The sequence below is a fragment of the Streptococcus sp. HMSC067A03 genome, assembly GCF_001814295.1.
GTDB classification, from domain to species: Bacteria; Bacillota; Bacilli; order Lactobacillales; family Streptococcaceae; genus Streptococcus; species Streptococcus constellatus.
The window spans coordinates 1-23,118 of the sequence record NZ_KV815651.1 but is presented as its reverse complement, the minus strand read 5'-3'; the positions used below and the strand labels follow the sequence as shown (position 1 = coordinate 23,118).

Genomic DNA, 23,118 nt, shown 5'->3' with positions numbered 1-23,118 from the left:
AATCACCTTGTGCTTCTCCTATTATTTTTATGCCAGTCCTTGTTTAGCTGGCTCCGCCCTACTTCCGCTTTCTGGCAATAAGATGAATTGGTGTCCCCTCAAAAACAAAGGCCTTACGAATTTGATTTTCTAGGAAACGAAGGTAAGAAAAGTGCATGAGTTCTTCTTCATTGACAAAAATGACAAAAGTTGGTGGTTTAGTCGCGACTTGTGTCGCATAGAAGATTTTCAGCCGTTTCCCTTTGTCGGTTGGTGTTGGATTGATCGCAATAGCATCCATAATGACATCATTGAGCACTGCAGACGGTATGCGGGTATTTTGACTTTGACTGATATTTTTAATCATCTCTGGAAGCTTATGCAAACGTTGCTTGGTAAGAGCTGATACAAAGACAATCGGTGCATAAGAAAGATACTGAAATTGGTCACGAATATCTGCTTCCCAATTTTGCATGGTCTTGTTATCTTTTTCCAGCGTATCCCACTTGTTAACAACGATAATGATTCCTTTACCAGCTTCATGAGCAAAACCAGCAATGCGCTTGTCATACTCGCGAATGCCCTCTTCAGCATTGAGCACCATCAGAACGACATCTGAGCGGTCAATCGCTCGCATAGCTCGCATAACAGAATACTTCTCTGTATTTTCATAGACCTTGCCTGACTTGCGCATACCAGCCGTGTCGATCATGGTAAATTCCTGTCCCTCGTTGTCTGTAAAGACCGTATCAATAGCATCACGAGTGGTTCCAGCTACAGGACTAGCAATCACGCGATCTTCTCCCAAAATCGCGTTGATCAAGCTAGACTTGCCGACATTAGGACGGCCAATCAGACTAAACTTAATCATATCAGGATTTTCAGCCACTTCCTCATTCGGTAGATTTTCAACAATGGCATCTAGGACATCCCCTGTGCCAATTCCATGAACGGAAGAAACGGGATAAGGGTCACCCAAGCCCAGCGCATAAAAATCAAAAATTTCATTACGCATCTCTGGGTTATCTACTTTATTGACCACTAGAATAATCGGCTTATGGGTCTTGTAGAGCATACGAGCCACGTATTCATCCGCATCTGTAATACCTTCTTTTCCAGACACAACAAAAACGATAACATCTGCCTCATCCATAGCAATCTCTGCTTGGTGCTTGATTTGCTCCATAAAAGGAGCATCCACATCATTAATACCACCTGTATCAATCATGCTAAACTTGCGATTCAGCCATTCAGCCGTCGCGTAAATACGGTCACGAGTGACCCCTTCAACATCCTCAACAATAGAAATCCGTTCCCCGGCAATCCGATTAAAAAGTGTTGATTTGCCAACGTTGGGACGACCGACAATGGCAATGGTTGGTAAAGCCATATTCTCCTCTTTCTTATTTATTCACTAGTCAACTGATCTACATAAAGTAACTTCTCATCTAACAATGAACTATTTCATTCACCGGCGATTTTCTCCTTCCAGACGCACTTCCTCTGCTAAGAATTTTATTCTTTCCATGACCCGACGAGCCTGCCAAGTTTCATCTCCGTTTTTGGATGTAGCAAAATGACGTTCCAAATCCGCAAAATTAAAATTTGATGTAAAGAAAGTTGGCAAATTTTCCTGCATCCGATGCTGCAAAATAACCTGCAAAATCTCATCTCGCATCCAAGGACTTGATTGCTCCGCACCAATATCATCCAAAATCAAGACTTGTGCTACTTTTACTTCATCAATCTTTTCCTTCACCAAACCAGAAGAAATGGCATTCTTTACATCCAACACAAAACTAGGATAATGAAGCAACGTTGTGGAAACACTGCGTTTTTCCGACAAATCATGTGCCAAGGCAGCCATCATGTAACTTTTACCCACGCCAAAATCACCATAAAGGTAAATCGCTTTTTTATAGTTTGGATAATCCGCTACAAAATTCGTCAGCAACTCAAAAGCCTTGTAACGACCAACATCGTCTAAATCCACTTTTGCCAAACTAGCTTCCTTGAGACTAGCCGGAAGACTAATCAGGTTTAAGCGCGCATTGATAGCTGCTTGCTTCTGTGCTTCAACTAGCTCTGGAGTTTCTTCATAAGAAACGTCAGCATATCCCTCATTTTTCACTAAAATTGGCTTATATCCCTTAGCAATATAAGCCTTATCGCCTAGTAAAAAACGATTTCGCTCAGAAATATACTGATTAAACTTAGAAATGCTTCGTTTAATTTCAGCTGGTGTCATCCCTTCTGACTGGATAAAATCCGCCACATCTGGATCAGCCATGATTTGCTCGACCAATTTATCATAATCAAATTGCTGCGCACCATTTCTACGTGACATTGCTTGTCCAACACGTTCCATCTAGTCACCTCCTTGATCTAATTTCGCTAAAAGTTTTCTCTTTTGCTCCTCTAGCTCAGCCTGTTTTTCAGCACTTGTTTCATTCTTATAGTCAGGATTACTCCAGTCAGGAACATTGCTCTTTGGAGCAGAATCTTTCGCTGCTTTTTTGCTATGCTGTGTTTGATAACGTTCGCGAATATACACCACAGCCTCTTCAGCTGAGAAGACTTTTTGATAGGAAAAATCATTTGCTACTTTTAAAGCATACTTTTCATTAAGGTTGGCTGAATTTACCTTATTAAAAGTCAATAATAAAATTACATTGATCACTTCATCTAACAAGCCTAAATTTGCCATTTCTGTCAAGCACTGACGCTCTCCGTGTGTAATCGTTGCATGCTTAGTTTTCTTGATTTCCGCCAAAAATTGCAGAGCTGTTTTACTCTTAGCCTCTCGAAGAATCGTTTGCTCTTGAGTTGAAAACAGTTCATTTGAAACTTTTTGCTGTAATTTTTGCTTCATTCGCTTAGTTGAAATCACATGACCGACAGCTGTTTTTTTAGCTAACAAATAGGTCTCATACCAGGTCCAATTTTTTTTCTCTGCAATGGCAAAGAGTACCAGCAAATCTTCTTTTTCATTATCAAAGCGCAAGTTTTCACGTGCCATCAATTGTTTAAAATAGTCCAACTCAAAATGATTCTGTTTTATTTGTGTCTCCACCTTCGTTTCTTCTACTTGAAAAATCTCTGACAGCTTCACATCTTGCTTCTCACCCCTTGGTTGACTAGGTAACAAAGCCTCTACCGCAGCTTCACCAATCTTCTTTTCCAAAAGACGTCTATAAACAGGATTAGCTAAAAAGTCAACAGCAGATAAAGTCGGCTGCAAATAAACTTGAAAATAATTCTCCGCATGATAAAGCTCTATTAACCGCATAGCAGACAAAATTTCTAAACTTTTTTGTAAGGCATTCATTCCCAGATTGAGATGATTCAAAATGTGTCCAAAAGTATAAGATGATTTCCCATTATCCCAAAAAGCGAGCAAATATTGATAAATAGAGGTCGCATCAAACCCTAAAATCGGCAAATACAGACGAATTAAATTTGTACTGTCCTGACTGATCAGATTATTTTTCACAAAAGAAAATTGATCATTGGGTTTCATTTATTGTTCCTTTTTCTTTTTAGCTGTTTTTGTAATCTGCTTCAAGAGGTTTTCCAACTCGCTCACATCTTTAAAACTACGATAGACACTGGCAAAGCGAACATAGGTAATCTCATCTAATTCCGCTAATTCTTTCATTACCAGACCTCCGATAAACTCACTCGCAATCTCATTTTCATTATTGCTACGCACTTTTTGCTCAATTCTGCTAACAATCGCCTCAATCTCATCACTAGAAACAGGACGTTTTTGCGCCGAACGAATGATTCCATTAAAGATTTTATCTCTTGAAAATTGTTCTCGTGTACCGTCTTTTTTTACGACAACAAGCGTCCGCTCTTCTACACGTTCATACGTTGTAAACCGATATTGACATTCATCACATTCACGACGACGACGAATTGTATTGCCATCTTCAGCCTGTCTACTGTCAATAACGCTTGACTTACTACCACCACACTTAGGACAACGCATCTGCTTCCCTCCTGAACTCTTAATACTTCATTATACCATGTTTTAAGAAATAACAAAAGCTAGTAAATTGGTATTCCCATAGTATAGTGAAATTTCAGCTATCTATTTAGAAAACATTCACTTCGAAAAAATGACAATCAAAAAACGAGAAATTTCATTTCAAAACTTCTCGCTTTTGATTGTTAAAATGTCACTTCTACTTCTAATCCAAAATGGTCACTAATCATTGGTGTTGATTTGCCATCAAAGACGACAACAGATTTTTCAATGTTGAAATCTTTACTTGTAAAGATATAATCAATTTTCAGAGCATCCTTATTTCCAGTCCAGCCAGCAATGTCACCTTCAACTGTTGCTGTACCAAGCACTGTGGCAGCAACAACATGACTGTCTTGCAAAGCAAGTGGACTTTTCAGAATGTACCGATAGCCCTCATAACCGACAGGATTATTAAAATCTCCCATCAATAGTAGAGGCATGTTGCGCTGCAATAATTCTTTTTCTACTTGTCCCCATTCTTCTTGGAACCCTTTGTTCCACCAGGAAAGATGACAGGAAGCCACTGTTACAAGCCGTCCAGCAACTTCTATTTCCGCCAAAAGTACTTTTCTAGTGTGATAATCCGTTGGATCGTTGGTCTTAGAAACCAACAACTCACTTGCTTTCAATGGATTTAAAGATAAAATAGCAACTCCCTCATGAAACCGATCAAATCCAATATGATTATAAGCCCAAGACCAATGATAAATAAGACCTTTCTCCACCAATCTCTCCACGAGACAATATACAAAATGATCCTTATGAATCGCAATGGCGTCATCTACCGCATGATAAAACGGAGCCTGAACAACCTGTTCAGACTCCATTTCTTGATTGACTTCCTGCAGGCAAATGACATCATATTTTTCTTGAAGAATCCGCTCAGCTAGTTGATCTAGCTTTTTTTCTTGCTCATCTTCCATCCAACTATGAGTATTTAAAGTCAGGAATTTTGCCATGATTTCTCTTTTCTATCTACAATTCTACTTTAGCAACAACTGTTTTCGCTGCTACTTTGCCGAATGTTTCAACTGATACAGATTTAATCGCTTGTGCATTTGTGAAGACAACAACCGTTGAAGTTTCACGACCTGCTGCTTTAATCGCTTCCAAATCAGCAGTTACAAGCAAATCACCAGCTGCTACTTTTTGTCCCTCTGCTACATGCACTTCAAATGGTTTACCTTCAAGACTGACTGTATCAAGTCCGATATGAACAAGCACTTCAAGACCATTATCAGTCAAGAGACCGAGAGCGTGCTTGGTAGGGAAAATGCTGCTAACCGTACCTGCTACTGGTGAGTAAATCTTGCCATTTTCAGGTTCAACAGCAAATCCGTCACCCATCATTTTTTGAGAGAAGACTGGATCTTTGACATCTGTAATCGCAATCACTTCACCGTCTGCGACTGTCTCAACTTCTTCTGTCACGCCTTTGTAGCTCGCTTCGGCAGCTTGTGAAGCTGTCATTTGGCTCGGAAGAGTTTCGGGAATCACTTCGCCTGAGTCAAGTAAGTCTTGAATGTCAGATTTCAAAACATCCGCTTTTGGTCCATAAATTGCTTGAACACCTTGACCTTTCATCACCAAGCCCATAGCTCCTTCGGCTTTCCATTGCTCTTCTGTACCAACTTTTTCTGCATCTTTAACAGTTACACGAAGACGTGTCATACATGCGTCAACATCAACAATGTTTGCGCGTCCACCAAGAAGATTGATAATATTCACAGCTTGAGATGCTTCTGCTACTTTGCCACCAGCTGGGGCAGACGAAGGACTATCTTCTCCATCAGCTGTTTCATAGTTTCCGTTACGTCCTGGAGTTGCGTAGTTAAATTTCTTAATCATGAAGTTGGCAATAAAGTACATTCCAACTGCAAAGAGCACTGTTACCCAAACAAAATTAATAATATCCATACCCAAACCAGCATTGATGGCTAGTGGAGTACGAGTCAGAAATTCGATTGAACCAAATGAGTGCATACGCAAGTGAACAATATCTGCCATAGCAAAGGCTAACCCTTGCACAACAGCATACACCAAATAAAGAGGTGTTGCAACAAACATAAACATGTATTCAATTGGTTCTGTAACACCTGTTAAGAAAGTTGCAAGTCCTGTTGCAATCATCATCCCTTTGTATTTATGTTTCTTATCATCATCTACATTTCGATAAATTGCAAAGGCAACCCCCATCAAAATACCAAATGAACCAATCATTTGCCCAACTTTAAAACGAGCTGGAGTAATACTATTTAGAAGATGTTGATATTGGTCAGCGTGTGAACCTTTTAAATTAACAAGGTCTGTTACCCAAGCCAACCATAATGGATCTTGACCAAATACAGTCGTTCCTTTAGCAGCCCCTGTCAACACTTCATATGTCCCACCTAATTGAGTATAGTTGATTGGAATTGTCAACATATGGTGAAGTCCAAATGGTAAAAGAAGACGTTCTAAAGTACCAAACAAGAATGGTGCGAGAATTGGAGCTGTCTTTTGAGAGTTAGCAATCCAAATACCAAAATTGTTGATTCCAGTTTGAACAACTGGCCAAAATACTGCAAGAATCAAAGCCACAATTGTAGAACGCAAAATAACAACGAATGGCACAAACCGTTTACCATTAAAGAATGAAAGCGCATCTGGTAATTTACGGTAATTATAATATTTGTTGTAAGCAGTTGCTCCAACAAAACCGGCAATGATACCAACAAACACCCCCATATTAAGGGCAGGAGCTTCAAGTACACTTACAAAATAATCAGCCACCTTAATGGTTCCACCAAAGACAGTTTTTACAGTAGCTCCTTGTTTTGTAAGAAGGTCTGAAGTTACTCCAAAAAAGACCCCTGTAATACGGTTAATTAAAATAAATGAAAGTCCGGCCGCAAATGCACCACCAGCACGTTCTTTTGCCCAGCTACCTCCAATAGCTAATGCAAACAAAATGTGAAGGTTTCCGATAACTCCCCAACCAATTTGCTCAAGAATACCGCCTGTTGTAACAAGAGCAGCTACGTTTGGATTGATCATTGGAATTGACTTACCAATACTGATCATCAAACCAGCCGCGGGCATTACTGCGATAACGACCATCAGAGCTTTTCCGAATTTTTGCCAAAATTCGAAACTGAATATGTTTTTGAATGTCTCTTTCATCATTCATATCTCCTTATAAAATTTTCCGCAAACGCTTTCCGCAAACGTTTGCATTTATTTGACTCTTTAATTATATCATATATTTCTATTTTGTAAAGCGTTTTTATATAATATTTTAAAAACTTTCCCTATTTTTTACTTGCAAAGTATAACAGATTAAAAAACATCCCCATTAGAAAAGTGCAGAAAAACGATATTTCCTGCACTTCACGTTTATTCTTGCATAGCATAGCCAACACCACGCACGGTTTTTATGTAACTTTTCTGCCCTGCTATATCAAGTTTACTACGAAGATAACGAATATAGACATCAACAACATTTGTTTCGACTGCTCCTTCGTATTTCCAAACGCGCTCTAACAGCTGTTCACGGCTTAAAGCCTGATGACTGCCCATCAGCGTTGCTAACAAATCATACTCTCTTCTAGTCAAGGAAATTATTTCATTCCCTCGATATACAGTATGATTTTGCACGTCAATGCGAAGATTCCGATAAGATGTTGAAACTTTCATCTGACTACAATGATGATCAATAAAATCACGCCCACGAAAAATAGCAGAAATTTTTTCGACCAAGTCCATCACAATGAAAGGCTCTATCATATAACTAACAGCAAAACGTTGGATTTCCTCAGTATATTTTAAAATAATATCACGATTATCCAATACAATAATGACTGAAGCAGGCTTTATCAAACTTAATTGCTCAGCAAACTCCGTTCCTGTCATATCTTCAAGCATAAAATTCAACAGGAATAAATCGTATTGATTAGCTCTCGCAGATGCTAAAGCATCTTTTCCCGTTTCAAGAAGATCCACTCGATAACCTTCATTTTGCAACTCTAAGCTAATAAATTGTGCTAATTTTTTTTCATTCTCAACTAATAAAATCCGCTTCCCCATAGCTTATCCTATTTTTCATCATACCAAGAATAGTGGTAAATGCCTTCTTTATCCTTGCGTTCATACGTATGCGCCCCAAAGTAATCGCGCTGCGCTTGAATCAAATTGGCTGGCAAGTTTTCTGCACGATAGCTATCAAAATAAGCAATCGCACTAGAGAAAGTTGGCACTGGCACACCCGCCTGAACAGCTAAAGCAACTACATCGCGAACAGCTTGTTGATATTTTGCAGTAACATCCATAAAGTATTCGTCAAGAAGTAAGTTTGCAAGATCTGCATTACGACCATATGCATCTGTAATTTTTTGTAAGAAACGAGCACGGATGATACATCCAGCACGCCAAATAGAAGCAATTTCACCAAATGGAAGATTCCAAGCCTGCTCTTTAGATGCGACACGCAATTGTGAGAAACCTTGTGCATAAGACATGATTTTCGAGAAGTATAGAGCTTGGCGAATTTTTTCAATTAATTCAGCCTTGTCCCCATCAAATTTAATAGCAGTAGGTTTTGGAAGAACTTTGCTAGCTTGAACACGTTCTTTTTTATAAGCAGAAATATAACGCGCAAAAACAGACTCCGTAATAAGTGGAAGTGGAACACCAAAATCAAGAGCTGATTGGCTCGTCCATTTGCCCGTTCCTTTATTTCCAGCTGCATCCAAAATGTAATCAACGATTGGTCCATCTTGTCCTTCATCATCTTTACGTGTCAAAATATCAGCAGTGATTTCAATCAGATAGCTATCCAACTCACCCTTATTCCATTCAGTAAAGATTTCAGCCATTTCTGCTGCTGAAAATCCAAGCAAGTGCTGCATTAAATCATAACTTTCTGCAATCAATTGCATATCGCCATACTCAATCCCATTGTGTACCATTTTTACATAATGACCTGCACCATTTGGTCCGATATAAGTTACACATGGTGCCCCATCCTCTGGCGCTTTCGCTGAAATTTCTTCCAATACATCTGCTACCAATTCATAGGCTTCTTTTTGTCCACCAGGCATGATAGATGGACCTTCAAGCGCACCTTTTTCACCACCAGATACACCTGTCCCGATAAAATTGATTCCAGAATTTGCCAATTCTTCTGAACGACGAATAGTATCTTTATAGAACGTATTTCCACCGTCAATCAAGATATCTCCCTTATCAAGAAACGGTAACAATGCCTGAATCGTTGCGTCTGTCCCTGGCCCAGCTTTAACCATGAGCATGATCCGACGTGGTTTTTCAATAGAATTCACAAAACTTTCCACATCGTAACTTGGAACAAAGTTTTTTTCAGGATGAGATGCAATCACATCCTCTGTTTTATTCGCTGATCGGTTGTAAATTGCCACTGTATAGCCACGAGATTCAATATTAAGGGCGAGGTTACGCCCCATAACAGCCATACCAACAACACCAAAATTCGCTTTTGTCATTTTGCACTCCTCTTTTTTGTTTGTCTTATTTTATCATTTTTAAGCAGGAAAAGAAAGGATTTGTTGCTAAAAACCAATGTTAAAGAGGGGTTCACTCTTCATCAAATAAGCCTTGCAAACTGGCGAACGGACTATTCTTCTCTTTTTGCGCTTGTTTACTTTTTTGATACTCTTCTTCAGTCATGACCTGCCAATCATTTCCTGAAGGCATGCAGTCACTCGCTTTCTCCTCGGACGTCAACACTTTAAGTGGAATATGCAATAAAATATTATCTGCCACACTTTCGGCTAGATTGATTACTTCATTTTCAATCGGCAACACCAAATCATCAGCTATCAAATCTTGATCCATTTTCCCACTATGTGCATCAGAGAAAACCTCATTCACCAAGTAGTTTTCTTTTTGATCTACCGGTTCCATGCTACGACTGGACGCTAGTGTAATGGTATAAGACAAATCATAATCTAAAAAGTAAAGGCCATCCTCATACTGCACCTTTCCACTTGCAACAATATCTGCGACATTCAAAATTTCTGGATTGCGCATTTGTAATTCTTGTGTCAAATCAAAATCTTGCTCAAAAGTAAGACCATCTGGATTTTTATGAATTTCTTGAATATGTAACATGATTTCCTCGTTTGTATTTAAATTTCTAGTTTTATTATACCATTTTTAAAAAAAGACATAAAGTTCACTTGCAAGTTACTTTACTATACCATTCACTTACTTATACTTTATTACCACTTACAGAAAATGCCTTGAAATCAGGCTCGTTCCTGCTATAATCATTGCAACAAATAAAAAGGAGATTATGATGAAACTCATCTTCAAAAATAAAGTATTCGCTTTTATCAGCTTGTCACGCATGTTCAATATTCTAGGTTCTTCCATTTATAATATTGTTTTTGTTGTTTTTGCTTCCAGTCTGCCACATCCAAAATTTGCTGTGGGAATTGCAAACTTTATCGTTCTTGTTCCAACATTTTTTACGATATTTATCGGTATGCAAGCGGATAAAACGATTCAGAAAGCTCGCTGGCTCATTCATATGGGTTATGTACAAGCTTTCGTCTTTACCGCGGTAGCTATTTTGACAAAGTCTAGTACCTACATTGCCTTTTCAACCGTTTGTCTCATCAATATCCTTTCAGATATTATCAGCGACTATCGTAGTGGACTACAAATGCCTATTTTGAAAAAGAATATTGCTGATGTAGATATGATGGAAGCTTTTTCTTTCACACAACTCCTCACCTATCTATGCAATCTTGCTGGACAAGCTCTTGGTGTTTGGCTATTAACTGTTAGCAATCAAAACTTCACTCTAGTCGCTCTTATCAATGCCCTGTCTTTCCTACTATCTTCTACAACACTCTATTTTGTCCGTCACCGTTTGACCCACGAAATCGTTCAACGTGAACAAATAAAGACGACTCCGCTAAAGCAGCAATTCAAACAGATGTATCAAAGTTCTAAATTAATTTTTGAGCAAGATAGTTCTACTAATTTTTTCAAATTGCTATTACAGGTGCTCATCCTTAATGCGCTAGGTGGCTCTATTATGGCTCTTTATAATTTGTATTTATTGGATCATCCTTTATTTGGTCTCTCTTTCAGTCAATCTTTACTAATCTTTGAAACGACGTTTATTTTAGGAGTTATTTCTGCTAGTCTTACCCCCAATGATTATTTTAGCAAATTATCGATCAATAAATTAGCTCTTTGGGCTTCTCTAACAATTCCTATTTTAGGGATTATCAATTTCTATCATCTACCTGTTTTTCTAGGATTACTTGTTATTTTCTTTATGATGTATATTGCTGGGAAGGTCAATCCTAAAATTAACAGCCTGCTTCTCAGCAAACTGCCTTCAGATGTTTTAGCTCAAACTTCTAGTTTTCTTAGTTTGCTCTTTTCGTTCTCTATTCCACTAGGAACAATGATTTTTACCAGTCTAGCTATTTGGAATATGAAAATCACCTGGATGGTGTTTACAGGATGCGGTATCATATCCCTCCTACTCTCATTAAGAAAAGATAGGAATAAAACTAGATTGCTTTCACTTATATTGTAAAACAGCAAAAAAGATCGGGATAGACAGTCATGATTGCAACACAATCATAGGAATCTATCTCAATCTTTTTACATTTTTCTTAAACGATCAACCCGTTCAGAAATCGGTGGGTGGGTGTAAAATAATTTTTGCAAGCCACCTTCTTTTTTCGGATCATTAATATAGAGAGCTGCACTAGCATCATCAACTTTATGGTGCATAGGATCGCTATTTTCTAATTTCAAGAGAGCATTAATCATCCCTTGTGGATTGCGAGTTAATTCTACACTTGAAGCATCCGCTAAAAATTCACGCTGACGAGAAATGGCTAATTGAACCAACGTTGCTGCTAAAGGAGCTAATATAATCGCAACGAGCGATAAAATCAACATTAGAACGCCCAAACCATTATCATTATCTCGGCTATCACGTCTGCGACCACTCCCACCAAACCACATCATACGCCCTGCCAAGCTCGATAACATCGTTACCGCACTAGCAAGCGCTACTGCAATCGTTGAAATTCGAATATCATAATTCCGAATGTGACTCACTTCGTGTCCAATAACAGCCTCCAATTCTTCACGATTCATCATATTCAACAGACCTGTTGTCGCTGCTACTGCCGCATTTTCAGGTTTTGAGCCTGTTGCAAAAGCATTGGGTGATGAGTCCTCAACAATATACACTCGTGGCATAGGAACTTGGGCTACCATCGCCATATCTTCTACCACATGATAAAGATCAGGAGCCTCAGCTTCCGTGACTTGTCGAGCACCATTCATGGACATGACAACCTCAGTAGACTGAAAAATCATGCTAAAAGCATAAATCCCTCCAATGATAAAGGCAATCAACACTCCGCCAAGAATCGAATCGAACCACAAATAGCCAACTGCAGCACCAATAATCGCTAAGAGAGCAAAAAATGCAATCAAGAGAACCCACGTTCGTCTTTTATTACTAGCAATTTGATCAAAGAGCATATTAGTCACCTAAACCGCTAAAATCAACTTTTGGTACGGATTTTTCTTCCTCTGGAACAGCCAAGAAATCTGCTGGCTTAAAACTGAACATTCCAGCAATAATATTACTTGGAAATGTTTCTATCTTCACATTATAACTGCTTGTTACGCTATTATAAAGTTGACGAGAATACGAAATTTTATTTTCAGTATTAGTTAATTCTTCTTGCAATTTTACAAAATTTGTACTTGCTTGCAATTCTGGGTAATTTTCTGCAACAGCAAAAATTCCTGAAATCTGACGCGTCAAGGCATCACTTGCTTTCATAGCTTCTGCTGGAGTTGTTGCAGCAGCTACCTGCCGACGCAGTTCTGTTACTTTTTCAAACGTTGATGCTTCATATTTGGCATACCCTTTGACCGTTTCAATCAAGTTTGGTAGCAAGTCATTTCGACGTTTCAATTGAACATCAATCTGACTCCATGCTTCTTTGGTTTGCATACGACTTTTGACAAGACCATTGTAACTAGCAATTACAAACAGCACTAGTACCACTACAATAGCTAAAATAATTATCCACATAGTCATTCTCCTTTTAATTTATTATAGATATTATACCAGAAAAATGAAAATAATAAACATTTTGACTTCTTCAAAAGAGAAATTTTAAAGATTCTCTTCTGATTATTTGGTATAATAGAGGCAAGAAGATACAAGTAAGGACAAATGATGACACCCGAAGAATTTTATCAACTTTTAAAACAGCAACAGATTGAACTCACGGACCGACAACAGATGCAGTTTGAACGCTATTTTGAACTGCTCGTTGAATGGAATAAAAAAATCAATCTGACAGCTATCACTGAAAAAAAAGAAGTGTATCTCAAGCATTTCTATGACTCCATTGCACCAATTTTGCAGGGACGCATTAAAAACCAAAATATCAAACTATTGGATATTGGAGCCGGGGCAGGTTTTCCTAGCCTCCCTATGAAAATCCTCTATCCAGCGTTAGATGTGACGGTTATTGATTCTCTAAACAAGCGCATTCTATTTTTAAATCATTTGGCTGACGAATTAGATTTGGAAAAAGTTCATTTCTATCATGGTCGGGCAGAAGATTTTGCTCAAGATAAAGACTTCCGCGCCCAATTTGATATTGTAACTGCGCGCGCCGTTGCCTGTATGCAAATCTTAGCCGAACTAACCATTCCTTTTCTGAAAGTTGGTGGATGTCTTTTAGCACTCAAAGCTACTAATGCCCCTGAGGAATTAACGGAGGCTAACGATGCTCTCAAACTTCTATTTAGCAAAGTCAAAGAAAATAGTAGCTATCAACTTCCAAATGGCGACCCACGCTATATCACTATTGTTGATAAGAAAAAAGAAACTCCCAATAAATACCCTCGCAAAGCAGGAATTCCTAATAAACGCCCCTTATAAAACGAAACACCAAGCACTTTAAAACTGCTTGGTTTCTTTATTATCTCCAATTTAGCCCACTTTTCTACAGCAATGCTGGACATGCTTATAAAGGGCAGCATAGCGGCCGTGGTAGTCTTTCCGCCAAGGCTTATCTCGGCCACAAAAGTGAAGAAAGACAGTATGTTTTATGACCCAGTCTAAATCCCACTCTCCCTTACTTCTAGCGTAATAAAGAACATTATAGCGTACATCGTAATTATATAATTCATCTGGAATCTGGAGTGTCAAATGCCCGTACAAAGCATTTAGTACATCTTGGTCTGGTAAAAAAAGTTTAAAACGATTTTGAGCAATATAATCTAAAATAGCGTCACGCTTCACTTTTTGTCGAATTGCTATCAAATTCATGAGTAAAACTCCTGAATTATAGTAACTTTCTGCCTCAAAATTTTGTAAGCGTAGCTTATTGACTAAATCTGTCATGTTAGTATCTGAACCATGACTAGCTGCAGCATATAAAGAAGCGCCTAACTCCATTTCATAAAGTGGACAAATATCATTCAAACATAAAATATCGGCGTCCAAATATAGAATTTTGTCTAAATCCTTAGGGAGATATTCATGAGCCAATAAACGATAGTAAATTGTCTCTGGATACCGATCAGCGATTGGAGCATCTTCAAAAGCTCTTTCACCAATCACAACTGGATCATAAACGATTCCTAATGCCTCACAAAAGCTCTCAATCTCTGCATGCTTTTTTAACAATTGTTTCTGCAAGACAAACACATGCAGCAAAGCTGACGGTGTATTCTGATACACTGAATATAAGGTCGTTTTAAACGGCTCTATATAGTGATCATCAATTGAGAATAAAAGATTTATTTCCATCATTTATTCCCCATCTATCTATTCTTCTCGAAAAACGGGTTGTGGACCAAATGTTTGTGAAACAGGCATGAGCTCAATTCGGTTAATATTGACATGAGGAGGCTGCCCAACAATCCAAGCAACAGTATTGGCAATATCTACTGGCTGAATAGCATGAGCTCCTTCATACAATTTTTCAGATCGTTGCTTATCTCCCTTAAACCGAACAGTTGAATTCTGTGCCTTCACAAAGACCGGGTTCAATATTGGTCACACGAATATGATGTCCAGCCAAATCAGCACGTAAATTCAGAGAAAACTGTTTTACGAATGCTTTACTAGCTCCATACACATTAGCTCCCGGATAAGGGACTGTCCCAGCAGTTGAACCAAGGTTGATAATAAGCCCACTATCCCGCTCTACCATTTGTGGTATAATCTGGCGTGTTAGATAAACCAAACCAACAACATTAGTCTGAATCATTGTCAGCCAATCTTGCATATCTGCTTCATAAGCCTTATCTAAACCCAATGCCAAACCTGCATTGTTGACCAAAATATCAATCTTTTGCCAAGCCTCTGGCAAATTTTCTAAAGCCTGATCTACACTTTTCACATCCGATACATCCATTTGAAGTGGATAAAAGTTTGCAAAGCCCAATTCCTGCTGAAGTTGCGCTAATTTTTCTGATCTTCTTGCTGCACCAATCACTTGATGGCCTTCTGCCACCAAACGGCGACAAATAGCTTGTCCAAAACCAGCCGAAGCTCCTGTTACCAATGCAATCATTTTCTTCCTCCTATATGTATTTTCATTCTCATTTATAACCAAGGATTGTAAAATCGACCGTGATTCACGACAAAGAGTAATAGACTGAATAATAAAAATAAACCAGCCAGTACAATTACTTCAATATCCAACCTCTGAAAAGCCTGATAAGTGTACCATGTCCGCTTCTTATTTTTGCCAAAACGCCGCAATTCCATAGCTGTCGCAATCGTATCAATCCGTTCCAGCGAACTAAAAATCAAGGGAACAATAATTTGCAAATTGCCTTTGATTCGCTGACTGAACTTTGCTTTTTTTGACAATTCTAATCCACGCGCTTCTTGGGACATTCTAATCAAGTAAAACTCCTCTTGCAAATCCGGAATATATCGCAGCGTTAAGCTGACTGAATAAGCTATTTTATAGGGTATTCCGATTTGATTCATGCTAGAGGCAAACTGACTTGGGTGAGTTGTCATCAGAAAAATAACCGCCAAAGGAATAGTGCAGAGATATTTCAAAAATAAATTAAATAGATAAAATATCTCCTGAGCAGTTACAGTGTAACTACCTAGTCCACTTAGCCAAACTGTCTGTTCTCCATAAATCTCTACTCCATACTGAGGCGCAAACAGGTAGACCATGATGAGATTCAAAGCAGCAAAAAGACCAGCAAAGATCAAAATAAATGATACATCCTTAAAATGAATATGAGACACTTTGAATAAAAAGAGCGATCCAACCGCAATGACCAATAATAAACGTGTATCATAGCTAATCATTGCTGCAGTTGATACTAAAATGAAAAACAGCAATTTACTAGCACCCGATAAGCGATGAAGAAAGGTCGTACCCGCATGGTAACCGATTAGTTTTTGTTGATTAAGCATGACTTTTTTCCCTTTCTCGCATGTAAAATTCAGTCAAAGCTAGCGGATCTACTTCTAGTTTTTCAGCCAAAGAAAAAATTGATGTTTCTTTCAGATTTGCCGCCTGAATCAACTTCTTATCTGTCAGAACTTCTGCAGGGGCTTTATCTGCTAAGATATGTCCATCCAGCATAACAATCGCACGTTCAGAATAATCCAGCATTAATTGCATATCGTGTGTAATCATCACAATAGTGTGGCCTTTTTGATTCAACTCGTCCAAAAAATTCATGATTTCTGTATAATTATGTTGGTCTTGCCCAGCTGTTGGCTCATCTAAAAGAATAATCTCTGGATTTAACACTAAAATGGAAGCAATGGTCACACGCTTTTTTTGGCCAAAGGACAAAGCAGAAATAGGCCAATGTCGAAATTCATATAGACCACAAGTTTTTAGTACAGTTAAGACTCGCTTTTTTATTTCTTCTTCTGCAACGCCACGCAGCTTCAATCCCAAGGCAACTTCATCAAAAATCATGGTTGTTGAAATCATCTGATTTGGATTTTGTAACACATAACCAATTCGTTCGGCACGCTCCTTGATAGAGTCATTTTTGATGTTTTGCCCCTGCCAAGTATAGCTTCCTTCCGTTTCAATGAATTGACAAAGCGCTTTTGCTAACGTGGATTTTCCTGCACCATTTTTTCCAACGATCGCAATCTTTTCCCCTCTAGAGATTGCTAGATGAATATCCTTTAAAACTTTTTTCTCCCCATAAGCAAATTGAACGTTTTTCAATTCTAGCAAGTAATCTTGCACCTGTGGTTTTTGAATAGGAACCAACTCTCCCAAAAACTGAATAGAAGATACGTCTATCTGATCTAAAGTTGCCAACTGTGTAGCATCTTTCACATGAAAGCCAAGCTGGCGCAGCGTTGTAAGATAAAGAGGTTCACGAATACCATTGGCAGCTAGTAAATCCGTATGCAACAAATCATCTGGACTACCATTAAACAAAATTCGCCCATCATTGATGAGCACAATTCGATCAATCGCTCGATAAAGCACATCTTCCAAACGATGTTCAATGATAATCGTCGTCGTTCCTGCTTCCGCATGAATTTGGTCAATCAGCTCAATTGTATCCTGCCCTGATTTAGGATCTAGGTTTGCCAAAGGCTCATCGAACAATAAAATCGGACTTTCATCAATCAACACCCCGGCTAAACTGACCCGCTGTTTCTGCCCACCAGACAAATCTTGAGGACGCTGATGTAAGAGCGACAGTAGCTCCAATTTCTCAGCCCACAAATGTACCCTATCTCTCATCGTTGGCAAATCCACCATGTCGTTTTCCAAAGCAAATGCTAAATCTTCTGCAACGCTCAACCCGATAAACTGACCGTCTGTATCCTGCAAAACTGTACTCACGAGATTTGACAGTTCATAGACGCTCCTATCAAAGACAGACTTTCCTTGAATCAATAAACTTCCTGTCATTTCTCCATGATAAATATTGGGGATAATTCCATTCAAGCACTGGCCAAGCGTCGATTTACCACAACCAGAAGGCCCCACAATCAGGACTTTTTCCCCCTCATAAATTGTCAAATCAACATTTTTTAATGTTGGTTCTGTCTGTACTTGATACTGAAAACTAAAATTTTCAAATTGAATAATTGGTTTTTCCATCACATTCTTCTTTATAAAGCAAGAGCAATTTGTATTGCCAAGTTAGCTACTTTGTCTTTTTCATCTAAATCTGCATGATTCGACAGATTACGCATATCCCAATTTTCCTCGGACAAATGATCCGCCGCATAAAAGAAGTGGCAGATGGGAATATTACGAAAAGCGGCTAAGGCTGCAACTGCTGAACATTCCATATCTACACAAATGGCTCCTGCTTCTTTACGCTTATACAATTTTTCTGCGGTCTCTCGATAAATGCCATCCGTTGTCCAAACTTTACCAACGGAGTGAGAAATCCCATTCTCATCTAAAAAGGAAATCAGAAAATCTTGCAAGCCCACATTCACCTCTATCTCATCAGAAGCTGGCAGATAATGATAGCTGGTTCCTTCATCACGAATAGCCATCTGAGGTACAATGATAGATGTTTCCTTAATAGCTTCATCTAAAACACCACATGTTCCAAATAAGACCAATTTTTTCATCCCGAAGGCAATCAAATCTTCCAGAATAGCGACACAAGCTGATGCACCAACCGGTGCATTAAATAGAGCAATCGGTGTACCTTTTACAATAATCCTGTAAATTGGAATCTCAATATTTGCCATGGAAGTGGTGGCCACCTGTTCATGTCGGAAACTCATTAGCATCCGCTCAAAAGTTGCGTGAGCAAAACAAGATACTACTGTTTCAGGAAAATCTGGCAACGCCTCAATCAAATCTTCTGGATTGATAATCGCTCTGCGATTGTTATCAAATTCCTCTAAAATCATCCACTGCTCCTCCCATATATACTCATTCTATTGTAGCACAAAAGAAAATAAGATGAAAATCAATTTTGAAGTTCCTTAAAACTCTCCCTAAGTGTAAAAGAATCTAACCAAACAAAAAGAGTTCAGCTTCTTGCCGACCCTACTTGGTTAATGAGAAAATGTGACAATGATTAAAATGGTCGACCTTGTCGACGAAGTAAACTAAAACTCGTTGAGATTGGCGTCTCAGTCGACAAAACAAACCAAAACTTGTTAAGATTAGCGACCCAGTCGACAAAGCAAATCAAAACTCGTTAAGACTGCCGACTAGAGCGACAGGACGAACAAGAACTTCTTTCTTCTGGCCGAGCCTCGGATGATATGAACCAAAAGCAGTTTTCTCCATCCGAGCCTCGGACGATATGAACCAAAAGCAGTTTTCTTCATCCGAGCCTAGGACAACATGAACCGAAACTAGTTTGCTCTGGCCGAGGGGCGGACGGATTACCCAAAAAGTAGTTCACTTTTATCAAAAAGAGGCTGGGTAGCCCAACCTCCTTAACATATAAAGACAGCCTGATCTTCTCTCATTCAGAATCGTCCATTTCCTTGTCAATCTTATGTTGACAGGATTGATTGTATGTATTTAAAAGCCAATTAAGTATTCCTAGCGCAACCAAATATGTGATAAAACTGCTAAATAGAAACAGAATGAAATCATTTGTCGGACGAGTTTTATAGTGCAATACACCAAAATGATAGTGATAATAACCACTCAAAACTGTCAAACAGAATGCTTGGAAGAAAGTCATGAGTATTCCTAGCTTCTTCTTTTCAACAATTTTTTCTTTCCTCATCACAAAGAAGTAAATTCCACCGCTAATCAGAATAGCTAGCAATTCATCCACATAAGATTTTATTGAAAAGTTAAACAGGAAAAACTTGATAATAATTCCAATACCTAAAATAACAAGTAAAACTCGAAATGCATAAGCTTCAGCCTTGTATGTCCCTTGCCGAATACGCTCGTCCTTTTCGCCATCAAAATAATTCTTTATTTTGTTCATGACAAACCTCCTCTCAGGCTTCATCTTCTAATTCCGATAAATATTTCTCAAATCGCGCCTTCTGCCATTTACCGATAATCTCTAGTAGCAGATTAATCACCAACATGATAGGGAGATACAGCAAAAATGTAATTGGGATAGCCAATAAAAACTTGGCATGCAACGGATTGTTTTGATACATAGCATGATTAACTTGGAAATTTTGAACTAGGATCATGACAGTCACAAAAGCTGTCATGGCAATCACACCCCAAATAGTAAAGGTAAAACTATTAAAATAATTTGCACCTAACCGCCGACAACGCTCCAAAAAGTAAAGAAATGCAATAATACTCGAAAACAAGAATAACTGCGCATAGATTTCCCCTGAATGGACAAAGACACTTCCAATATAAAAGATAAAATTACTAATCATCAGCAAACTAAATGCTTCCGTCCCAGCCTTATTGATTAATTGCTCTTCTCGCTCATCCAAAATCTGACGTTTAATGAATTTCATGATTCCTCCTCCCAAAATAATTGATCCAATGTTTTGTCCAATCGTTTGCAAATTGCAATACAAAGACTCAAGCTAGGATTGTATTTCCCTGCTTCGATCAAACCAATCGTTTGCCGTGTCACACCAATCGCATCGGCCAAATCTCCCTGTGTCATGTCATGCTCTACCCGCGCCATTTTCAATTTAAGATTTTTTGCCATTCTCTTTGTCCTCTCGGTCAGCATCACTTTTTTTCTTTGCCGCGTACAAGGTGAAACCCAAAGTTATATTACTAAAACCCAGAACTATGAACGTCCGATTTTTCTGACTCAATCCTACTAATAAAAAAGTTACTCCTAGCAACAGCCATATCATGTAAGCTGCTCCTACTGGTTTTTTATCATTTTTCATAAATTTTAACTCTTTCTTTACTACTATTATACATTATATTTTGTAAAATGCAATATATAAATAACATTTTGTACATTTTTTATGTCCTTAGAAAAAATTTAAAATAAAAAAGCTCAGATTATTCTTTCTGAGCCCTCAAATATAACTAATCCTTTTTCAAACTTCCCGATTTGGTTTGTGTACGAGCATAAGCCAGCAACAGCACTGTTCCTGCAATAGCAACAGTTAAGCCATTAGAAATCGTTGCAACAACACCTTGTACCAAAACCTTATTGACAGGCTCATTGTAAATCAAAATATCCCCTAATGGGGCAATAACAACCCATACTATAGCATTAGCTAATACTTGAATCACATTAAAAGATATAATATCTTTTACCTCAAAAATCCCTTGCGTAGCACGAATCCGTTTTCGAAACAGCCCAACAATCAAACCAAACAAACCACTGGCAATGACCCATGACCACCAAGGATTCCCATATTGCAATGAATCCTTTAGTGCATGACCAACAAAGCCCGTCAAAAATCCAACGACAGGTCCGAAAATTACACTAAACAAGGCTTGCAAAGCATACTGCAATTGAATACTAGTATTTGGAACAGGTGTTGGAATACTAATCATTCCAATAACAACAAAGAGAGCTGCTCCAATCCCCGTTGCGACAACACTTCTTATTGAATTATTTTTCATAACAACCTCCTTTATTATTTTTCAATCCGTTTGATTTCAATACTCCATTGCGCTCCGACTCCTACATTATAGGCCTTTGCAAAAGAACCTTGATTGATAGCCAGACCAACACGATAAAGAGAATTGATATACAAAATTGGCTGACCAATCCGGACATCCGCAAAAGATTTCCCATAAGTCACCTGATTCTGATAGACCAGCATATCATTATTGTAAATCGTGACCTCAAACCGATCACCAAATTCAGGACTTAGAGTATAAAATTCCTCACGCCTAATAGAAGTCCACAGTGACCCAAAACGAACATCTAAAATATCAATAGCCCCACTAACAAAATCATTCCCAATTGTCGTTTCCACAACAGGAATTTCCACGATATCCTCAGTATCTAGTTCAGGTCCTACCTCCTCAAAAGTAATATGTCCACTAGCTAGTTTTGCCCCTGTATAAGCATAAACATCCCGACCATGAAACGTATAAGAATGCTCCGTATTTTTTCGTCGGTTTTCCACCTCCGAAATCTCACGAATCGCAACAATTCCCACATGTTTCTTGATAAAAGAAAGTGTCCCATTATTTGGCGTGACAATATACTGATTTTGTACAGTTTTGGCAACCACACTTTTGCGCTTAGAGCCAACACCCGGATCCACAACTGATACAAAAGTTGTTCCCTCCGGCCAATAATTCACCGTTTGAAACAAACGATAACTTCCCTCAAAAATATTGTAAGGCGTAATATCATGGGTCAAATGATGTATTTTTAAAGTTGGAGATTCTTCTAACGCCACACCGACCATCGCCGATACAGCCCCATCTACCAAACCGAAATCTGATTGTAGTACAAGTAAATTATTATACATCTTCTCTCCTTCATCACACTTCTATCATAACACAAATTAAATTTCTTATCCATATCTATTTTTTTATCACATCAATAAATACTATCTATAGTTATTCGCCCATCTTAGCAAATGACTAAATATAAAATAACTATTTTGAGTTGATACAAATCTCAAATATTAGAAGATAACATTACCAGCAAAACATAATAATTTCTAACCTAATATTTATAAAATTTCACACCTCTCCAGAATGTAACATATGATTCAAGAAGTTGATAATAAATAAGCCAGTAGCATTTACATATAAAATAGAAAAGCAAAATACTTCTCCCGCTTTCAATACTACAATTTATATTAAGTCGAAAAAAGGAGAGAATAAACTTATTCTCTCCAGATGTTAAAAACTAACATTTATTTAAGCTAATATCGAATAAAATATCGGGAAGACAGGATTCGAACCTGCGACACCTTGGTCCCAAACCAAGTACTCTACCAAGCTGAGCTACTTCCCGTATAGGTAGAAAAACCGAAGCCCTCAGACTTCTTCCACATGCACCCTAGAGGAGTCGAACCTCTAACCGCCTGATTCGTAGTCAGGTACTCTATCCAGTTGAGCTAAGGGTGCTCTAACTATTGAATATATATATTCATTATACCAAAAATATTAAAAAAGTCAAACCTTTTTATGCACCCTAGAGGAGTCGAACCTCTAACCGCC

The 23,118-nt window shown here is 38.3% G+C and carries 23 protein-coding genes, 2 tRNA genes and 1 pseudogene; 2 read left to right on the top strand and 24 right to left on the bottom strand.

Annotated elements, in window-relative coordinates:
* Positions 1–58 precede the first annotated feature (58 nt).
* From der to HMPREF2963_RS04985, 9 genes are all read right to left on the bottom strand, one after another.
* Positions 59–1,369, bottom strand: coding sequence for a ribosome biogenesis GTPase Der (gene der, locus HMPREF2963_RS05025; RefSeq protein ID WP_070669075.1), 1,311 nt, complete (start codon positions 1,367–1,369; stop codon positions 59–61).
* Positions 1,370–1,447: 78 nt separating this feature from the next.
* Positions 1,448–2,347 (bottom strand): primosomal protein DnaI, encoded by a 900-nt coding sequence (gene dnaI, locus HMPREF2963_RS05020; protein WP_070669073.1) that lies wholly within the window; start codon positions 2,345–2,347, stop codon positions 1,448–1,450.
* Positions 2,348–3,499, bottom strand: a complete 1,152-nt coding sequence (locus tag HMPREF2963_RS05015) for a DnaD domain protein (protein ID WP_070669071.1) — start codon at positions 3,497–3,499, stop codon at positions 2,348–2,350.
* Complete coding sequence (nrdR, locus tag HMPREF2963_RS05010) at positions 3,500–3,973, bottom strand: transcriptional regulator NrdR (protein ID WP_070669068.1); 474 nt, start codon at positions 3,971–3,973, stop codon at positions 3,500–3,502.
* A gap of 182 nt (positions 3,974–4,155) precedes the next feature.
* Positions 4,156–4,971, bottom strand: a complete 816-nt coding sequence (locus HMPREF2963_RS05005; RefSeq protein WP_058669787.1) for an endonuclease/exonuclease/phosphatase family protein — start codon at positions 4,969–4,971, stop codon at positions 4,156–4,158.
* Between the two features lie 16 nt (positions 4,972–4,987).
* Positions 4,988–7,177 carry a PTS transporter subunit IIBC gene (locus tag HMPREF2963_RS05000; protein WP_037590989.1) on the bottom strand — a complete coding sequence of 730 codons (2,190 nt, stop codon included), beginning with the start codon at positions 7,175–7,177 and terminating at the stop codon, positions 4,988–4,990.
* A gap of 210 nt (positions 7,178–7,387) precedes the next feature.
* Positions 7,388–8,077, bottom strand: a complete 690-nt coding sequence (locus HMPREF2963_RS04995) for a response regulator transcription factor (protein WP_003068120.1) — start codon at positions 8,075–8,077, stop codon at positions 7,388–7,390.
* Positions 8,078–8,085: 8 nt separating this feature from the next.
* Positions 8,086–9,510: an NADP-dependent phosphogluconate dehydrogenase gene (gene gndA / locus HMPREF2963_RS04990; RefSeq protein ID WP_006268166.1), complete on the bottom strand. Its 1,425-nt coding sequence runs from the start codon at positions 9,508–9,510 to the stop codon at positions 8,086–8,088.
* 91 nt (positions 9,511–9,601) lie between these two features.
* On the bottom strand, positions 9,602–10,138 hold the full coding sequence (locus HMPREF2963_RS04985) for a YceD family protein (RefSeq protein ID WP_039677365.1): 537 nt from the start codon (positions 10,136–10,138) through the stop codon (positions 9,602–9,604).
* A gap of 187 nt (positions 10,139–10,325) precedes the next feature.
* Between HMPREF2963_RS04985 and HMPREF2963_RS04980 the strand changes: the two genes are divergently transcribed.
* The gene (locus HMPREF2963_RS04980) at positions 10,326–11,585 is read left to right on the top strand and encodes an MFS transporter (RefSeq protein WP_070669066.1); all 1,260 of its coding nucleotides are present in this window, start codon (positions 10,326–10,328) and stop codon (positions 11,583–11,585) included.
* A 68-nt stretch (positions 11,586–11,653) separates the two neighbouring features.
* On the opposite strand, the gene htpX is transcribed toward HMPREF2963_RS04980, so the two are convergent.
* Entirely contained in the window at positions 11,654–12,550 is an 897-nt protein-coding gene (gene htpX, locus HMPREF2963_RS04975) for a zinc metalloprotease HtpX (protein WP_003068114.1), read from the bottom strand.
* Position 12,551: 1 nt separating this feature from the next.
* A complete protein-coding gene (locus HMPREF2963_RS04970; protein WP_039677367.1) occupies positions 12,552–13,112 on the bottom strand; it encodes a LemA family protein in 561 nt (186 codons plus the stop codon).
* A 147-nt stretch (positions 13,113–13,259) separates the two neighbouring features.
* On the opposite strand from HMPREF2963_RS04970, the gene rsmG reads away from it, so the two are divergent.
* A complete protein-coding gene (gene rsmG / locus HMPREF2963_RS04965) occupies positions 13,260–13,973 on the top strand; it encodes a 16S rRNA (guanine(527)-N(7))-methyltransferase RsmG (RefSeq protein WP_070669090.1) in 714 nt (237 codons plus the stop codon).
* Between the two features lie 51 nt (positions 13,974–14,024).
* Here rsmG and HMPREF2963_RS04960 read toward each other — a convergent pair whose 3' ends face one another.
* From HMPREF2963_RS04960 to HMPREF2963_RS04900, 13 genes and pseudogenes are all read right to left on the bottom strand, one after another.
* Positions 14,025–14,849, bottom strand: a complete 825-nt coding sequence (locus HMPREF2963_RS04960) for a glycosyltransferase family 8 protein (protein WP_070669064.1) — start codon at positions 14,847–14,849, stop codon at positions 14,025–14,027.
* A 15-nt stretch (positions 14,850–14,864) separates the two neighbouring features.
* A pseudogene (locus HMPREF2963_RS04955) lies at positions 14,865–15,615 on the bottom strand (SDR family oxidoreductase).
* Between the two features lie 32 nt (positions 15,616–15,647).
* The gene (locus HMPREF2963_RS04950; protein WP_003071815.1) at positions 15,648–16,484 is read right to left on the bottom strand and encodes an energy-coupling factor transporter transmembrane component T family protein; all 837 of its coding nucleotides are present in this window, start codon (positions 16,482–16,484) and stop codon (positions 15,648–15,650) included.
* Complete coding sequence (locus tag HMPREF2963_RS04945; protein WP_003068102.1) at positions 16,477–18,156, bottom strand: ABC transporter ATP-binding protein; 1,680 nt, start codon at positions 18,154–18,156, stop codon at positions 16,477–16,479. The genes HMPREF2963_RS04950 and HMPREF2963_RS04945 overlap by 8 nt, the downstream gene beginning before the upstream one ends.
* 11 nt (positions 18,157–18,167) lie before the next feature.
* A complete protein-coding gene (locus tag HMPREF2963_RS04940) occupies positions 18,168–18,929 on the bottom strand; it encodes a nucleoside phosphorylase (protein ID WP_070669061.1) in 762 nt (253 codons plus the stop codon).
* Positions 18,930–19,495: 566 nt separating this feature from the next.
* Positions 19,496–19,975: a DUF6773 family protein gene (locus HMPREF2963_RS04935; protein WP_070669057.1), complete on the bottom strand. Its 480-nt coding sequence runs from the start codon at positions 19,973–19,975 to the stop codon at positions 19,496–19,498.
* Positions 19,976–19,988: 13 nt separating this feature from the next.
* Positions 19,989–20,474, bottom strand: coding sequence for a DUF6773 family protein (locus tag HMPREF2963_RS04930; protein ID WP_070669054.1), 486 nt, complete (start codon positions 20,472–20,474; stop codon positions 19,989–19,991).
* Entirely contained in the window at positions 20,471–20,674 is a 204-nt protein-coding gene (locus HMPREF2963_RS04925) for a helix-turn-helix transcriptional regulator (protein ID WP_020998005.1), read from the bottom strand. The genes HMPREF2963_RS04930 and HMPREF2963_RS04925 overlap by 4 nt, the downstream gene beginning before the upstream one ends.
* Positions 20,658–20,864, bottom strand: a complete 207-nt coding sequence (locus HMPREF2963_RS04920; protein ID WP_022525734.1) for a hypothetical protein — start codon at positions 20,862–20,864, stop codon at positions 20,658–20,660. The genes HMPREF2963_RS04925 and HMPREF2963_RS04920 overlap by 17 nt, the downstream gene beginning before the upstream one ends.
* Positions 20,865–21,009: 145 nt before the next feature.
* On the bottom strand, positions 21,010–21,555 hold the full coding sequence (locus tag HMPREF2963_RS04915) for an ECF-type riboflavin transporter substrate-binding protein (RefSeq protein WP_003068088.1): 546 nt from the start codon (positions 21,553–21,555) through the stop codon (positions 21,010–21,012).
* Positions 21,556–21,569: 14 nt separating this feature from the next.
* Positions 21,570–22,418, bottom strand: a complete 849-nt coding sequence (locus tag HMPREF2963_RS04910; RefSeq protein WP_070669051.1) for an SAM hydrolase/SAM-dependent halogenase family protein — start codon at positions 22,416–22,418, stop codon at positions 21,570–21,572.
* A 420-nt stretch (positions 22,419–22,838) separates the two neighbouring features.
* Positions 22,839–22,912: transfer RNA gene (locus HMPREF2963_RS04905), tRNA-Pro, on the bottom strand.
* Positions 22,913–22,951: 39 nt separating this feature from the next.
* A tRNA-Arg gene (locus tag HMPREF2963_RS04900) sits at positions 22,952–23,025 on the bottom strand.
* Positions 23,026–23,118 lie beyond the last annotated feature (93 nt).